Source organism: Proteus hauseri (assembly GCF_004116975.1).
Classification (GTDB): Bacteria; Pseudomonadota; Gammaproteobacteria; order Enterobacterales; family Enterobacteriaceae; genus Proteus; species Proteus hauseri.
Window position 1 is genome coordinate 3,390,799 of the sequence record NZ_CP026364.1, and the last position, 16,762, is coordinate 3,407,560.

The following is a 16,762-nucleotide window of genomic DNA, read 5'->3' on the forward strand; positions in this document are numbered from 1 at the left end:
TGTTAAAAGCAATAAGTAAACGAAGTGAAAATATTATTTCTCCTAAATCTGATAATTAAATAAAAAAGCATTAATTGTATTATAATTCTAATATTAGACATTATGTATAATTGAGTGTATGCTTTACCTATCTTAAATAAAGTAGGATAAGAAAATGACCTCTCACCTTATACAACAAAATATTGAAGCCCTATCATCACCTGGTGGGCATTATTCTCATGTAGTTACTGCTAATCATATGTCTTTTATTTCGGGGTTACTTCCTATCAATAACGATGGAAAACCATTAGCACATGAAAAAATAGAAAAGCAGATTACTCAGGTACTAGAAAATCTGAATGCTTGTCTGATCGGAATAAATGCACAAAAGACCGATATTGCTCAGGTCAAAGTTTATGTTACTGATATTAACGAATGGCCAATTGTAAATACATTATATGCACAATGGATAGGATCACATAAGCCCGCTCGCTTAGTGGCTGGTGTTAAAGAGCTGCATTTCGGTAGTAAGATTGAAATTGAAGCAATAGTGATTAAGGAGCCTTGTGTATGAATAAATTATCAGCCCCTGTTTACCAAGATGTAATAAACGCTCACCAGCGCATATTACCTTATATTAATAAAACGCCAGTATTCACCTCTCGTACAATAAATGAAATAACAGGTGCTCAGTTTTATTTTAAATGTGAGAATTTTCAACGTATGGGCGCTTTTAAATTTCGTGGTGCAATGAATGCGTTATCGCAGTTTAGTGAACAACAACGTAAAAATGGCGTAGTGACTTTTTCTTCTGGCAATCATGCTCAAGCCATTGCGTTATCTGCTAAATTATTAGGTATTCCTGCAACTATTATCATGCCGGAAGACGCACCTAAAGCGAAAATGGCTGCCACAAAAGGTTATGGTGGACGCGTTATTACTTATAACCGCTATACAGAAGATCGCGAAGAAATCGGTCGCCAACTGGCACAAAAGGAAAAACTAACATTAATTCCACCTTATGATCACCCTCATATTATTGCTGGGCAAGGTACTGCAACAAAAGAGCTGATAGAAGAAGTGGGTAAATTAGATATGTTATTTGTACCACTGGGAGGTGGGGGGCTACTTTCTGGTTCAACATTATCAGCTCGTGCACTTTCACCAAACTGTCAAATATTTGGGGTAGAACCACAGGCTGGAAATGATGGCCAACAATCATTTCGTAAAGGTGAAATTGTTTATATTGATACACCTAAAACAATTGCTGATGGAGCACAAACACAGCATTTAGGTAATTATACTTTTGATATTATTAAAAAAGATGTTGATGATATTTTAACTGCAACTGATGAAGAGTTAATATCCGCGATGCAATTTTATGCTCAACGTATGAAAATAGTTGTTGAGCCAACGGGATGCTTAAGTTTAGCCGCGGCTCGCCAGCTTGATGATAAATTAACAGGGAAAAAAATTGGCATTATTATTAGTGGTGGTAATGTCGATTTAGCACAATATGGACATCTTCTGTCTTAATAGTTTTAACGGAAAAACAATAAAGCAGCATCAGTTTTATGCTAATGCTGCTTTTATTTATTTCACGAGCTAACTAGATTAGCTAACAAGTCACTATTTAATTAAATAGATAATTTAATAGATAAAATCCGGCTAAGGTTAATAAAACAATAATTAAGGTATTGCGTATTTTTAGCGCTAGTACAATACATAATAGCGTTCCCCAAAGATAAGGATTATCCCATACTCCTTTAAACTGCCCTTTTTCCAGTAATACAATAGGTGCACAAATAGCGGTTAATAAACATGGTGCAGAATAACCTAAAGCTTGTCTGATAACTGCGGGTAATCTTACTGGTACTGCTGGTTCAAGAAAGAAATAACGTAAAAGGAAAATAATCAGTGCTAAAATTAACAGTAATGTCCATGTCATTTTTACTCTCCTCTTACTCTTGCTACACAAACAGCAATAAACATTCCTGCAAGCCCACCAATAACCACACCGCCTTCTATATTTAACCAACTAAAAAGAATAGAAAGACTAAATGAAACAATTACCCCAATTAAGGTGCTAAATGTCTTAATTAACGGAATAACGATAGCTAGCAAAGTTGCCACAATTGAAAAGTCCAGATGATAACTTGCTAAATTAGAGACTTGGCTTGCCATAAAAATGCCAATAATACTGACACCCACCCATACGATATAAAAACAGAGTCCAACACCAATCATATAAGCGGGTGTTAGTTTTGTTTTTTGCTGCATAGATACAGCAAACAGTTCATCAGTTAATAAAAAACCAATACTGATACGTTGATACCATTTTAAATGAGCAACATGTGGCCGTAAGGTTAAACCGTAAAGTAAATGCTGTGCCGTGATGAAAAAAACCGAAATAATAATAGTTAAAATGCCTGCGCCAGAAGTGATTAATCCTAATGTTACTAACTGAGCAGCGCCTGCAAATATAATTGCAGACATTCCAACACTTTGTGCAAATGTTAGACCTGCATCAACAGCCATTGATCCCGCTAATATTCCCCAGGGTACAACTGCAAGACACAATGGTAATGCATGTAAAGCGCCCAACCAAAAAACACTATTAACGCTGTTTTCTTTATTATTTTCTTTTTTATTGTCTATCTGTTCCATTTCCCTGCCTTCCTGTCTGAAATTATCTAGATAATCATTATCAGAAAGTTAAGCTAAATGCGATTACATAATGTTACTTTTTTGTGTCTTTTACTCAGGGAAATAAAAATGGTTTATATTTATGCTGTTTTTACTGGGCATATTAATCATTTTTTGAGGCTGATCCAAAATAGAAAGGCTTAAAATTTTATTTTAAGCCAATGAGTTAAATTAATTATTGCTCATTTATTAATGTCTTTTACGAATTTCAGCAGGAATAAATATTTGGTGTGTTTCTAAATCATTATGATTAATCAACGCCATAATCAGTCGAAAACAATGTGATGCTAATGCAGGGTTATTTTGAGCAATAGTATCTATTGGCACAGATAATGAATCATAAAGGTAGTGATCATCAAAACCTGCGAGATATACGGACTGTTGTAAAATTTTATTTTGACTTAAATAACGTAATACACCTTCTAGCAAGCCACAAGCGGAGGTAAATACAAATTTGGGTGGGCGTCCTAATCTGGCACAAAGAGAGCCAAACATTTCATATCCTGAACTGGGATGATAATGACCATGAATGATCCACTCTGGTTTTAGGTTAACACCAGCTTGTGTTAACCCTTGTGTAAAACCTAATAGACGGTCTTTTGTTGGCGAAAGTGTGGATTGCCCACCTAAAAAATAGAATTCATCTAATAAGCTGGGTTGATCAATGGATGTTATATCAGCAATAAGTTGTTGTGTTGCTGTTATGGCATCAGTTGCAACAAAAGGTAGTGTTGTGCCTTCAAAGTAACGGTCGAATAACACCACAGGAATTTGCTGACTTAAACGCTGATATTCAAAATCTGATTGCAAGCATGAGGCAACAATCAGTCCATCAATTTGTCGTGAAAGAAGATGTTCTATTGCTAATGTTTCTTGTGCTGCATTTTCATCAGTACAAGATATTAATAATTGAATACCTGCTTCGCGACACAATACTTCTAATTCGTAGGCAACTGAGGCAAATCCATAGTTAGTTATATCTGGAATAACTAATCCTAATGCATAACTACGATTATCACGTAAGGAACGAGCATGAATATTAGGTTGGTATTGATATTGCTGTGCAATAGATGTGATGCGTAGGATGGTTTCATCTGCCACACGCATCTCTTTGCCTCGTCCATTAAGTACCAAACTGGCCGTCGTTTTAGAAACGCCAGCAAGTTTTGCAATATCAGTAATGGTGATCCGTTTTTGTTTTTTCACTTTATTTTGTACTCAACAACCTTCAGGGTGCGATATTTAAGCTCGCTTATTTTACCAAGGCATCGTTTAATCGCCAGTAAGTTAGTGTAATTTTCTCTTTCCCAGAAAATTTAATTTGCTGTTTTTCTGATGCAAAAAAACGACTGCTCATCACACCTATTCCATTGTTGAAAAATATTTCAACGCTAGAGCTATCACATAATATCTGAAGCTGTGTTACAGGATATTGCCAATAACGCGAATGCCATTGAGCATTTTTAAAACTACGCCGCTTTAATATGGCTTGGTTTTTCTCAATAATCAGTTCTAGCGTATCGGAAAAATAAATAGAGAGACCACCACTGAGTTGAATATCTAATTCTACTGAAAAATCGTGTAACTCTGGTGCATTATCTGCAATCCCATGCCAATGCTGTTGTTTATTTCTTAATTGTTGTAACTCTTTTATCGGCTGCTGGTACAATTTTCCTTGCTTTATTTCAAGTTCACGAGGACATGTCATTTGATGGATCCAACCATTAATGATCGTGGGTTGATACATTTCCTCTCCATCAGGAACACCCATCCAACCAAACATTATTCGTCTTCCATCCGCCGCCAGCGTAGTTTGAGGAGCATAAAATTCAAACCCTGCATCCAATTCAATTAATTCACCATGAGAAAATTGATGAGTGTTGTAATCAAAATGACCAATAAGATAAGCACTTGAATGCGTATTTAAAAAATCTTTTTCCTCTGGTTTAATTCCTTGTGGGCATGTGAGTAATATAAAAGCACCATTAAGTTCAAAAAGGTCGGGACATTCCCACATATAGCCAGCATCACCTAATCCCCCTAAATGACTCCCAGCTAACTCACCTAATAACTGCCACTGATAAAGATCAGGTGCGGTATATAATAATACTTTTCCTTGATTATCTAAGGTTTGAGCACCTAGAACCATATACCAACGATTTTGATATTGCCAAATTTTCGGATCACGAACATGTCCGCTATAACCTTCAGGAAGTCCTAATACTGGCCCTAATTTATCAAAACCACCCTGTTCATTTTCAACAGCTAAACATTGCCATGCACTGCGCCCGCCATGACTAAATTTTATATTTCCTGTATAGCACAGCGTCAATTTACCGTTATTCATTGCAGCACTACCTGAATAACAACCGTCTTTATCGTAAACTTCATCGGGCATTAATGCGATGGGTTGATGCTGCCAAGTTATTAAATCTTTAGAACGCCAATGGCCCCAACATTTATTGCGGTGTTCACAAGATAAAGGGTTCCACTGGTAAAAAAGATGGTAATATTTACCATCAAAACTAAATCCATTGGGATCGTTTAATAACCCAGTAATGGGTGCTAAATGCCAACGTGGATAATATTTATCTTTTACCGCCATTACACTATGGCTCATTACCGCCTGTAAAATAGCGGATAACCCTTTATTATTTTTCATTTATGCAGACTCCACTTTATATTTAAGTAACAGTGAAACGATAAATGCTGTTGCAAATGCAATAGTTAAACCAATCACATAGTTAATTATTGAACCTGCTTGCACAATAGCAATACCTGGAATTGCAGTTAATCCTACTGCGGTCATATAAACATGGGAAGCTACAACCCACGCACCACCAGCAGCACCACCAATAAGCGCAGCAATAAAAGGTTTACCATAACGTAGATTAATACCAAAAATCGCGGCTTCAGTGATGCCTAACATCGCGGAGAAACCCGAAGGTATTGTGATAGCTTTAATTTTGGGATCTTTAGTTTTAAACCAAACCGCTAAACAAGCACCGCCTTGAGCAATATTTGACATCGCCCATATTGGCAATAAAAAGTTAACGCCGATATTTGGATTACCTAATAGCCCTGCTTCTACAGCATGGAAGCTATGATGAATACCTGTAATAACAATAACTGAATACAAACCACCAAATACAATTCCAGCTAACCAACCTGCTTCTGTTATTAAGGTGCTAAGTACAAATGAAATACCATCACCTAATAAACGACCAACAGGCCCGATAATTAATAAAGCAACAAAACCTGAAATAATGACGGTTAAAAATGGGGTAATAATTAAATCTAAGGCATTAGGAACAACTTTACGTAATTGTTTTTCTAGCACACTCATAAACCAAACTGCGAGTAATACAGGGAATACGGTGCCTTGATAACCAATCATGGCAACTTCTAAACCAAAAAAGTCCATAGTATTAAAACCCGCTGCAACACCCCATGCGTTGGTTAATGCGGGATGAGTTAAGATCCCCCCCAAAGTGGCTCCAAGGTAAGGGTTTCCGCCAAACTCTTTTGCGGCAGTAAAACCAATCAGAATAGGTAAAATAATAAATGCCGCAGAACTACACATATCTAACATGATATAGAGAGCATTATCTGAACTTACCCATTGATTACTTTTCATTAAACCAAGTAATCCCATAAGTAAACCAGAAGCAACAATGGCAGGAATAATAGGCACAAAGATATTAGAGAGTAACCTTGCAATACGCTGAAAAGGGTTTAATTTTTTTGCAGCGATATTAGCAGCTTCAGATTTAGTTGACTCACCAATACCAGCAGCAGCAATAAATGCCGCATGAACCTTATTAACCAACCCAGTACCAAAAATTATCTGAATTTGCCCTGCATTGCTAAAGCAGCCTTTTACTCCCTCTAGTTTATTAATTGCCTCTTTATCAGCTTTAGAATCATCAACAAGCACCAACCTTAAACGTGTTGCACAATGTGCAGCACTGGCGATATTTTCAGCACCTCCTAGTAAAGGTACAAGTTGGCGAGCCACATTTTCAATATTCATAATAACCTCGGTCAGTCTTATTTTTGTTTGCAAACCAATTTAGCGTATTTATTAAATAAAAACTAAACCGGTTTAGCTAATAACTTGATTAAATAAAAACCTATTAAAGATAGCAATACAAATACTAATAAACGGGGTGTTTTTGTGATCTAAGCGACAAAATAGATGATGAAATGTTCATTTGTTAAATATAATAACCATGATAAATTACCACCTAGCTAAACATAATTATACTTGTTTAGCTAGGTGGAATTAAAAGTTTGTTAAATAATTATAGTTTAAAAAAGTAAATTGTAATTATTGATAAAAATATCAAATGGAAGAATAAAAACTAAGAATAATAGATAGTTACTTATCGTACTTATTCTTGCTCTCAATATAAAGATACATTACTAATCGTTATATATTTTTATATATAACCAAATAAATCATTTGATTAAATATAAATAATACAAAAACTTAGGGTTAATTAAAAAAGTGGTAACGCTTGTAATAAATCACTTTTCTTTGATGTAAAACAACTACCGCTTTTTATATACAAGTAGTATCCACATTAACAGTTGGGTTTTATCACCTACGTTAAGTCGCTTATTTTTTAACAAGAATAACAATAACTATTTATCTATAAGCCGTTTTATCTTCTATTCCTTCTTAAAAATATAAATAATCAAGTGAGTAATGTATGAAAAACATCAAAGAGATGGCGTTACTTTCCACCCCTTTATCTCGTCGCGGCTTTGTCAAAGCGGGTGCAGCAGGTGGATTAGTCGCAACTGCGGGTGGGTTGTCACTCCCCTTCAGTCAAGCTATCGCGGCAGAACAGGGAGCCGAAACATCAGTCAGTAATAAAAAAGTGGTATGGAGTGCATGTACCGTAAACTGTGGTAGTCGTTGTCCGTTACGTATGCATGTTGTTGATGGTGAAATTAAATACGTTGAAACAGATAATACGGGTAACGATATTTACGATGAATTACACCAAGTCAGAGCCTGTTTACGTGGCCGTTCTATGCGCCGCAGAGTATATAATCCAGACCGTTTACGTTATCCAATGAAACGTGTTGGTAAACGTGGTGAAGGTAAATTTGAGCGCATCTCATGGGATGAAGCTTTTGATACTATTTCTGACACCATGAAGCGCCTTATTAAAGATTATGGTAATGAATCTATCTACCTAAATTATGGTACTGGTACCTTAGGTGGCACCATGACAAAATCTTGGCCACCGGGTGCAACACTCATTGCTCGTTTAATGAATTGCTGTGGTGGTTACTTAAACCATTATGGTGACTACAGTACTGCACAAATTGCCGCTGGACTGAATTATACTTATGGCGGCTGGGCTGATGGCAATAGCCCTTCAGATATTGAAAACTCTAAATTAGTCGTGATGTTTGGTAATAACCCCGGCGAAACACGAATGAGTGGCGGTGGTGTCACTTATTATGTTGAGCAAGCCCGTGAAAAGTCGGATGCTCGCATGATTATTATTGACCCACGTTATACCGATACAGGTGCAGGCCGCGAAGATGAGTGGATCCCTATTCGTCCTGGTACTGATGCCGCGTTGGTTAATGCCCTCGCCTATGTGATGATCAAAGAAGACTTAGTAGACAAGCCATTCTTAGATAAATACTGTGTTGGTTATGATGAAACAACAATGCCAGAAGGTGCGCCTAAAAATGGTCACTATAAAGCTTATATTTTAGGCGATGGGATTGATGGTCAACCAAAAACGCCAGAATGGGCAGCGCAAATCACGGGTATTCCAGCCTCTCGTATTGTGAAATTAGCGCGTGAAATTGCCAGTGCCAAACCGGCTTATATTACTCAAGGTTGGGGGCCTCAACGCCGTTCTAATGGTGAATTAGCCTCTCGTGCTATTGCAATGTTATCGATTTTAACCGGTAACGTTGGTATTAACGGCGGTAATACCGGGGCTCGCGAAGGCTCATATAGTATTCCTTTTGTTAGAATGCCTACATTCACAAATCCAGTAACCACAAGTATTTCGATGTTTATGTGGACGGATGCTATTTTACGTGGTTCTGAAATGACGGCAACGCGTGATGGTGTACGTGGAAAAGATAAACTTGATGTACCGATTAAAATGGTTTGGAACTATGCCGGCAACTGTTTAGTTAATCAACATTCTGAAATCAATCGTACTCATGATATTTTGCAAGACGATAAAAAATGCGAAATGATTGTGGTGATCGATAACCATATGACCGCATCCGCCAAATATGCAGATATTCTGTTACCGGATTGTACCGCTTCAGAGCAGATGGATTTCTGTATGGATGCATCAGCGGGTAATATGGCTTATGTTATTTTTGCCGATCAAGCGATTAAACCGCGTTTTGAAAGTCGCAATATTTATGAAATGACGAGTGAAATTGCTAAGCGTATGGGCGTTGGTGAGAAATTCACTGAAAACCGAACTCAAGAAGAGTGGTTACGCCATCTTTATGAGCAATCTCGTCAAGCGCTGCCAGAGTTACCTACCTTTGAAGAATTTCGTGCTCAGGGTATTTTCAAAAAACGTGACCCAGAAGGTCACCATGTCGCTTATCGCAAATTCCGTGAAGATCCTGCAAACAACCCACTGACAACGCCATCAGGTAAAATTGAGATTTATTCCTCTCAACTTGCTGAAATTAAAGCGACATGGGAATTAGCTGCTGATGATGTTATCGATCCGCTGCCAGTCTATTCTGCTGGATTTGAAAGTTATGGCGATCCGGCAATGGAAAAATACCCATTACAAATGACGGGGTTCCACTATAAATCACGTACTCACTCCACTTATGGCAACGTTGATGTATTAAAAGCCGCATGTCCACAGGAAATTTGGATAAACCCCGTTGATGCATCAAAACGCGGTATTAAACAGGGTGATTTAGTACGTATTTATAACGGTCGTGGCGAGGTGCGAATTAATGCCAAAGTAACGCCTCGTATTCTGCCAGGTGTTGTCGGATTAAGTGAAGGTGCATGGTACAACCCAGATAGCAATCGTATTGACCACGCAGGTAGCATTAACGTGTTAACGACCCAACGCCCTTCTCCACTTGCTAAGGGTAATCCTTCTCACAGTAATCTTGTTGAAGTCGTCAAGGCGTAAGGAGTCTGGTTATGTCAACGCAATATGGTTTTTATATCGATTCAAGTCGTTGTACCGGCTGCAAAACCTGCGAACTCGCGTGCAAAGATTTTAAAAATTTATCTCCTGAAGTGAATTTTCGCCGTATTTATGAATATGCGGGTGGTGATTGGACTGAGCAAGATGGCGTATATACACAAAATGTTTTCGCCTATTACTTATCTATCTCTTGTAACCACTGTGATGATCCTGCTTGTGCAAAAGTATGCCCAAGTGGTGCGATGCATAAACGTGAAGATGGCTTTGTCGTTGTTAATGAAGAAATTTGTATTGGGTGTCGTTATTGTCATATGGCGTGCCCTTATGGTGCTCCTCAGTTTGATGAAGTAAAAGGTCATATGACCAAATGTGACGGCTGCTATGAGCGTGTTGCTGAAGGGAAAAAACCGATTTGTGTCGATTCTTGTCCACTACGTGCACTCGATATGGCACCGATAGAAGAACTGCGCGCTAAATATGGTGACTTAGCTGAAATTGCACCACTGCCTGCGGCTAAATATACTCATCCAAATATTGTACTTAAATTAAATGCCAATAGCCGCCCTGTGGGAGATACATCAGGCCACCTGGCAAACCCAGAGGAGGTTTAAGATGGGAATGGGATTACATGAATGGCCACTAATGTTTTTTACGGTTATTGGTCAAAGTGTTGCGGGTGCCTTTATCATTATGGGTCTAGCTATCCTCTCGGGTAAATTACCGGCCGAACTTAATCGTAAAGTCCATTACAGCATGTTTGGCCTTTGGGTATTAATGGGCATTGGTTTTTTACTCTCAATGATGCATATGGGTTCTCCTTTGCGTGCTTTTAATTCATTTATTCGGTTTGGACAATCATCACTAAGTAATGAGATTGCTAGTGGAGCAACCTTTTTTGCACTTGGTGGGCTTTATTGGTTATTTGCTGTATTAAATAAAATGCCAGCAGCATTGGGTAAATTATGGCTTGTATTAGTAATGGTATTAGCTGTGTTATTTATCATTGCTATCTCTCGTGTTTACCAAATTGATACCGTGCCAACTTGGAACAATAGTTACACCACGTTCAACTTTATCCTTACTGCATTTATTGGCGGGCCAATTCTTGCTGCATTGTTAATGCGAATTGCTGGTTTTAACTTAAATTGCGTGAGTTCTTTGCCATTACTCAGCGTTATTGCTGTAGTGATTAGTGCGGTAGTGGCAATATCTCAAGGCTTTGAATTAGGTTCAATTCAAACCTCAGTACAAAAAGCGGTTGATTTAGTGCCTGATTATGGTTTCTTAATGGGGCTAAAACTTATTGCTTTAGTGCTCGGTTTAGGTTGCTGGATAACGCCATTACTACGCAAAAATAATCCTTCTGTTGCTATTATGACATTGGGCTTTATTTTAGTATTTACCGGCGAGTTTATCGGCCGTGGCGTATTCTATGGTTTACACATGACAGTCGGCATGGCTGTTGTTGGCTAATAGCACATTACTCTATTAGTAAAACCGCTATAATAGTTTTGAGCACTGGCTTTTTAACTATTGTGGCGGTTTTCTTTTTTACAGCTCTGCGCTTTTTTAATCTTGGTCATTATCTTCAGATAAGAAATCGCCTATAGTAAAAGTAATAACTTTGAGCGGATTATAAAAATATTATGGAACAACAAATTATTACAGATATTTCTCTGACAGCACGCATTCTTGGTGCCGCTTTTTATTACCCTCCGACTGAAAACAATGACATTGTTGAACTACTTTCTAGTGGTAATTGGATTGTAGAATGGCCTTATGGTAACGATAAAGAGAAACAAGGTATTGCTAAATTACTTGAGCAAACCACGTTAAATGATGAAACATTAGCACAAGCTTATCAGCGTTTATTTATCGGCCCCTATGCATTACCCGCACCACCTTGGGGTTCTGTTTATTTAGATAATGAAAATGTGTTATTTGGTAATTCCACCTTAGATTTACGCGAATGGATGTTAGAAAACGGCATTGATATCGCCCTGACCCAAAATGAACCTGAAGATCATTTTGGTTTAGTGGTTATGATGGTTGCGTGGATTGCTGAAACTCGCCCTGAAAAATTAAATGAGCTATTAGCTGAGCATTTATTACCTTGGGCTTATCGTTATTTAGAGAAGTTGTCATTACAAGGTGCATTTCCTTATTATGAAGGATTAGCAACGCTGGCAACATTAACGCTAAAAAATTGGCAATCTGTTTTAAATGTAACACCAGCTCAGAAACAACTATTTTGCTAAAATAGCCTGTAAGTTTATTTTTAGACCAGCCTAATGGCTGGTTTTTTTGTTTTATTTAACGCCATTTTTATACTTTTTTTACACCGCTCATCTCTCTTTTATCAACATCTTTACAGCTCCTTAAGTACGCTCATTGAATCAAAATAGTACAAGGAACATTCTGATGTTGATATTCGGTGCTGTGGCGTTAGTTACCTTGCTCACTGCTTATCTTATTTATGTGTTATTTCATGCAGAGGCATTTTAAAAATGGAAACAACGGCGTTGATATATATTGCTGTTTTTCTGATTACATTGTTAATCATGGGAAAACTTATAGGTAATTATCTTGCTCGATTAATTGAAGGCGACTTACCTTATTGGATAACACAAACAGAGCAAGTTATTTGGCGCTGCTGTGGGTTTAAAACAGCAGGTAAAACTATTCAATCCATGAGTTGGTATCACTACATGCTCGCCCTACTTATATTTAATTTAATGGGTGCTGTGCTTCTATTTATTATATTGATAAACCAAGGTTATTTACCTTTAAATCCTCAATCTGTTCCTAATATGAATTGGGATTTAGCATTAAATACGACAATAAGTTTTGTGACAAATACTAACTGGCAAGCATATAGCGGCGAAACTGCTGTGAGTTATTTAAGTCAGATGATGGGACTAGCGGTGCAAAACTTCCTTTCTGCAACCACGGGTATTACGGTGGCCTTTGTTCTTATTCGGGCATTAACCCAATCATCTTGCACCTTATTAGGCAATGCATGGATTGATATAGGACGTATTACGCTCTATGTTCTATTTCCTTTGGCAATTGTTTGGTCATTACTATTTGTTAGCCAAGGAGTGATACAGAATTTTCATCCCGCATTACTCAGTAGCGGTCTTGATGGACAGCAACAATGGTTACCAATGGGACCTGTCGCCTCACAAGAAGCGATTAAACTATTAGGAACTAACGGTGGTGGTTATTTCGCTGCTAACTCTGCACATCCTTATGAAAACCCAACATCACTCAGTAATTTTCTACAAATACTCGCAATATTTTTATTACCTACCGCATTGTGTTTTGCTTTTGGTCGCTTAAGTGGCGCACAACGCCAGGGCTATACACTGCTTTGGGGGATGTCATTAATTTTTATTGTTGCAGTTAGCGTCATTTTATATGCCGAATGGCAAGGAAATCCCGAGTTCACACTTGCGGGGGCTGATAGCACCTTCAATATGGAAGGCAAAGAGAGTCGTTTTGGCATTATTGGTAGCGCGCTCTTTGTTGCGGTCACAACTGCTGCGTCTTGTGGTGCGGTTAACGCCATGCACGACTCATTAACCGCACTAGGAGGATTAGTACCTATGTGGTTGATGCAAACGGGCGAAGTGGTTTTTGGCGGCGTAGGTTCTGGCTTTTACGGTATGATCCTCTACGTATTATTGGCTGTATTTATTGCGGGCTTAATGGTAGGTCGTGCACCAGAATATTTAGGCAAAAAAATTGGTGTGGCTGAAATGAAATGGGTGGCTGTCGCGATTTTAATTTCACCTGCTGTCATATTAACCGGTACCGCGCTTGCTCTATTTACTGACGTAGGTCGCGAAGCAATTTTAAATCCAGGCGCTCATGGCTTTAGCGAAGTGCTTTATGCGCTAACTTCTGCGGCAAATAATAATGGCAGTGCTTTTGCTGGCTTAAATGCAAACTCAGTTTTTTATAATTTGTTACTTGGGTTTGCGATGTTAATAGGTCGTTTTGGTGTGATGATCCCTGTTCTTGCCATTGCTGGTAGCCTAGCCGCTAAAAAACGCCAACCTGAAAGTTTAGCCACGCTCTCAACAACATCTCCGCTGTTTATTGTATTACTGATCCTCACTGTTTTAATGATTGGTGCACTTACTTTTGTTCCTGCGTTAGCACTAGGCCCTATTGCTGAACATTTACAATCATTTTGGGCGAAATAAGGAGACATATCGTGAAAAAGACACAGATTTTTGACCGCGAAATGATGATATCTGCTTTCGCTGATGCAGTAAAAAAATGTACACCAAAAGCCCAATGGCGTAACCCCGTTATGTTTATTGTTTATATTGGTGCAATATTAACCACCTTGTTTTGGCTAGCGTCGCTGTTGGGATATTTCCCTAGTAATAACCAAGGTGATAGTCGATTTACTTTTCATATTACATTGTGGTTATGGATAACTTTATTGTTTGCTAATTTTGCTGAATCCTTAGCTGAGAGTCGCAGTAAAGCTCAGGCAGCGAGCTTAAGAAGCGCTAAGCAGTCATCAAAAGCAGTACGTTTACAAAGTGCTGATATTAATGCGACTCAAGAAATCATTGATTCACTGTCATTACATAAAGACAACATTGTTTTAGTTAAAGCGGGTGAAATTATTCCTTGTGATGGCGAGGTCATTGAAGGGGGTGCCTCTGTAGATGAAAGCGCAATTACTGGCGAGTCTGCACCTGTTATTCGTGAATCTGGTGGTGATTTTTCTTCCGTGACTGGCGGTACTCGTGTTTTATCTGATTGGCTTATTATTCGCTGTACTGCTGAAGCCGGTAATTCATTTCTTGACCGAATGATTGGTATGGTCGAAGGCGCAAAACGTAGAAAAACACCTAATGAAGTTGCATTAACTATTTTACTCACTGCTTTAACGCTTATTTTCTTATTAGCCTGTACCACACTGTATCCATTTAGTGTTTTTGCAGTGGAATATCAAAACAGTGGTGAAGTTATCTCTGTTGTAACACTAATTGCCTTATTAGTTTGTTTAATTCCAACAACTATAGGTGGATTGCTCTCTTCTATTGGCGTAGCCGGTATGAGCCGCATGTTAGATGCTAATGTGATTGCAACTAGCGGACGTGCTGTTGAAGCTGCGGGTGACGTTGATGTTTTGTTACTTGATAAAACAGGCACTATTACATTAGGCAACCGTCAAGCTTCTCGTTTTATTCCTCTTTCTGGTATTACAGAACAACAACTGGCAGATGCTGCACAATTAAGTTCATTGGCTGATGAAACACCTGAAGGTCGTAGTATTGTTATTCTAGCTAAACAGCGATTTAATTTACGTGAACGAGACTTAACTGCTCTTGGCGCTTCTTTTGTTCCCTTTTCAGCCATGACCCGAATGAGTGGCGTTAATCTTGGCGAACGTCTTATTCGTAAAGGTTCTGTTGATGCTATTCGTCGCTACGTTGAAGTAAGCCATAGCCGCTTTCCTGATGAAGTGACCACGATTGTTGAACAAGTTGCTAGAACCGGTGGTACGCCATTGGTTGTGGTTGAAAATCAAAAAATTCTTGGTGTTGTTGAATTAAAAGACATCGTTAAAGGTGGTATTAAAGAGCGTTTTGCCCAACTGCGTCAAATGGGAATAAAAACCGTAATGATCACAGGCGATAATCATCTTACGGCGGCGGCGATAGCTGCTGAATCTGGAGTAGATGATTTTTTAGCCGAGGCAACACCCGAGGCAAAACTTGCATTAATTCGCCAATATCAATCAGAAGGCCGCCTAGTTGCCATGACTGGCGATGGTACTAACGATGCGCCAGCATTAGCACAAGCGGATGTTGCTGTTGCAATGAACTCAGGTACTCAAGCGGCAAAAGAAGCCGGCAATATGGTTGATTTAGACTCTAATCCAACCAAATTAATTGAAGTTGTCCATATTGGTAAACAGATGTTGATGACACGAGGTGCACTCACAACATTTAGTATTTCCAATGATATAGCAAAATATTTTGCCATTATTCCAGCCGCATTTGCGGTGACTTATCCTCAGTTAAATATGCTAAATGTGATGAATTTACACTCACCTGCATCAGCAATGCTATCCGCGGTCATTTTTAATGCGTTAATTATCGTGTTTCTTATCCCATTAGCATTAAAAGGTGTGCCTTATCGCCCCGTTTCAGCGCATTCATTATTGCGTCGTAACCTTACTTTATATGGATTAAGTGGGCTACTAGTGCCTTTTGTTGGCATTAAAATTATCGATATGTTGTTAGCTTTTATTGGATTTTAAGGGGTTGAATATGCATTTATTTCGTTCATCACTGGTGATGATGTTATTACTCACACTTATCACTGGATTAGCCTATCCTTTATTAGTTACTGGATTAGCCAACTTATTTTTCCCGTGGCAATCTAATGGTTCATTGATTTATCAAGATGATAAGCTTATTGGCTCGACATTAATTGGTCAGCAATTCTATGGTACTGATTATTTCCAAGGTCGCCCATCAATGACAGCAGAATTGCCTTATAACAGTATGGCATCGGGTGCTAGTCAGTTCGCACCATCGAATCCATTATTATTAAATGCAGTAACACAAAGAGTGCAAATATGGCAAAAAACAGTTAATAATCATCAAGCTGTTCCTGTCGATTTAGTTACTGCATCAGCGAGTGGGCTTGATCCTCATATTTCAATACAAGCGGCTTATTATCAGGCTGATACTATTGCTCATCAAAGAAACCTGACTAGGAATGAAATTAACCAGCTAATTAAAGACAATACTATTTCACCGTTTATTTCATTTATGGGAGAGCCAGTAGTTAATGTATTCACATTGAATCAAGCGCTTGATAAGTTAATGCTTGAAAAACAAAAGCCAATGAGTGGGCTATAA

At 38.3% G+C, this 16,762-nt stretch carries 14 protein-coding genes; 9 read left to right on the forward strand and 5 right to left on the reverse strand.

Going from position 1 to position 16,762, the window contains the following annotated elements; all coding sequences use genetic code 11:
- Nucleotides 1-154: 154 nt before the first annotated feature.
- Together PH4a_RS15500 and PH4a_RS15505 are read left to right on the forward strand one after the other, a co-directional pair.
- A complete protein-coding gene (locus PH4a_RS15500) occupies nucleotides 155-553 on the forward strand; it encodes a RidA family protein (protein WP_129041010.1) in 399 nt (132 codons plus the stop codon).
- Nucleotides 550-1,515: a threo-3-hydroxy-L-aspartate ammonia-lyase gene (locus tag PH4a_RS15505; RefSeq protein WP_129041013.1), complete on the forward strand. Its 966-nt coding sequence runs from the start codon at nucleotides 550-552 to the stop codon at nucleotides 1,513-1,515. The genes PH4a_RS15500 and PH4a_RS15505 overlap by 4 nt, the downstream gene beginning before the upstream one ends.
- A 97-nt stretch (nucleotides 1,516-1,612) precedes the next feature.
- Here PH4a_RS15505 and PH4a_RS15510 read toward each other — a convergent pair whose 3' ends face one another.
- The 5 genes from PH4a_RS15510 to PH4a_RS15530 form a co-directional block, all read right to left on the reverse strand.
- On the reverse strand, nucleotides 1,613-1,927 hold the full coding sequence (locus PH4a_RS15510; RefSeq protein ID WP_064719960.1) for an AzlD domain-containing protein: 315 nt from the start codon (nucleotides 1,925-1,927) through the stop codon (nucleotides 1,613-1,615).
- A gap of 2 nt (nucleotides 1,928-1,929) precedes the next feature.
- Complete coding sequence (locus PH4a_RS15515) at nucleotides 1,930-2,646, reverse strand: AzlC family ABC transporter permease (RefSeq protein WP_082918414.1); 717 nt, start codon at nucleotides 2,644-2,646, stop codon at nucleotides 1,930-1,932.
- Between the two features lie 228 nt (nucleotides 2,647-2,874).
- Nucleotides 2,875-3,891 (reverse strand): LacI family DNA-binding transcriptional regulator, encoded by a 1,017-nt coding sequence (locus PH4a_RS15520; protein WP_129041015.1) that lies wholly within the window; start codon nucleotides 3,889-3,891, stop codon nucleotides 2,875-2,877.
- A gap of 46 nt (nucleotides 3,892-3,937) precedes the next feature.
- Entirely contained in the window at nucleotides 3,938-5,347 is a 1,410-nt protein-coding gene (locus PH4a_RS15525) for a sucrose-6-phosphate hydrolase (RefSeq protein ID WP_129041017.1), read from the reverse strand.
- Nucleotides 5,348-6,718, reverse strand: coding sequence for a sucrose-specific PTS transporter subunit IIBC (locus PH4a_RS15530; RefSeq protein WP_064719963.1), 1,371 nt, complete (start codon nucleotides 6,716-6,718; stop codon nucleotides 5,348-5,350).
- Nucleotides 6,719-7,400: 682 nt separating this feature from the next.
- On the opposite strand from PH4a_RS15530, the gene dmsA reads away from it, so the two are divergent.
- The 7 genes from dmsA (at nucleotide 7,401) to kdpC (ending at nucleotide 16,762) form a co-directional block, all read left to right on the forward strand.
- A complete protein-coding gene (dmsA, locus tag PH4a_RS15535; protein ID WP_129041019.1) occupies nucleotides 7,401-9,845 on the forward strand; it encodes a dimethylsulfoxide reductase subunit A in 2,445 nt (814 codons plus the stop codon).
- Nucleotides 9,846-9,856: 11 nt separating this feature from the next.
- Nucleotides 9,857-10,474 (forward strand): DMSO/selenate family reductase complex B subunit, encoded by a 618-nt coding sequence (locus PH4a_RS15540; RefSeq protein WP_109406099.1) that lies wholly within the window; start codon nucleotides 9,857-9,859, stop codon nucleotides 10,472-10,474.
- Between the two features lies 1 nt (nucleotide 10,475).
- Complete coding sequence (locus PH4a_RS15545; RefSeq protein WP_129041021.1) at nucleotides 10,476-11,336, forward strand: DmsC/YnfH family molybdoenzyme membrane anchor subunit; 861 nt, start codon at nucleotides 10,476-10,478, stop codon at nucleotides 11,334-11,336.
- A 173-nt stretch (nucleotides 11,337-11,509) separates the two neighbouring features.
- Nucleotides 11,510-12,121, forward strand: coding sequence for a Tat proofreading chaperone DmsD (dmsD, locus tag PH4a_RS15550; RefSeq protein ID WP_129041023.1), 612 nt, complete (start codon nucleotides 11,510-11,512; stop codon nucleotides 12,119-12,121).
- Nucleotides 12,122-12,370: 249 nt separating this feature from the next.
- Nucleotides 12,371-14,074 carry a potassium-transporting ATPase subunit KdpA gene (gene kdpA / locus PH4a_RS15560; RefSeq protein WP_129041025.1) on the forward strand — a complete coding sequence of 568 codons (1,704 nt, stop codon included), beginning with the start codon at nucleotides 12,371-12,373 and terminating at the stop codon, nucleotides 14,072-14,074.
- An 11-nt stretch (nucleotides 14,075-14,085) separates the two neighbouring features.
- Nucleotides 14,086-16,155: a potassium-transporting ATPase subunit KdpB gene (kdpB, locus tag PH4a_RS15565; protein WP_129041027.1), complete on the forward strand. Its 2,070-nt coding sequence runs from the start codon at nucleotides 14,086-14,088 to the stop codon at nucleotides 16,153-16,155.
- A gap of 10 nt (nucleotides 16,156-16,165) precedes the next feature.
- Nucleotides 16,166-16,762: a potassium-transporting ATPase subunit KdpC gene (gene kdpC, locus PH4a_RS15570; RefSeq protein WP_064719966.1), complete on the forward strand. Its 597-nt coding sequence runs from the start codon at nucleotides 16,166-16,168 to the stop codon at nucleotides 16,760-16,762.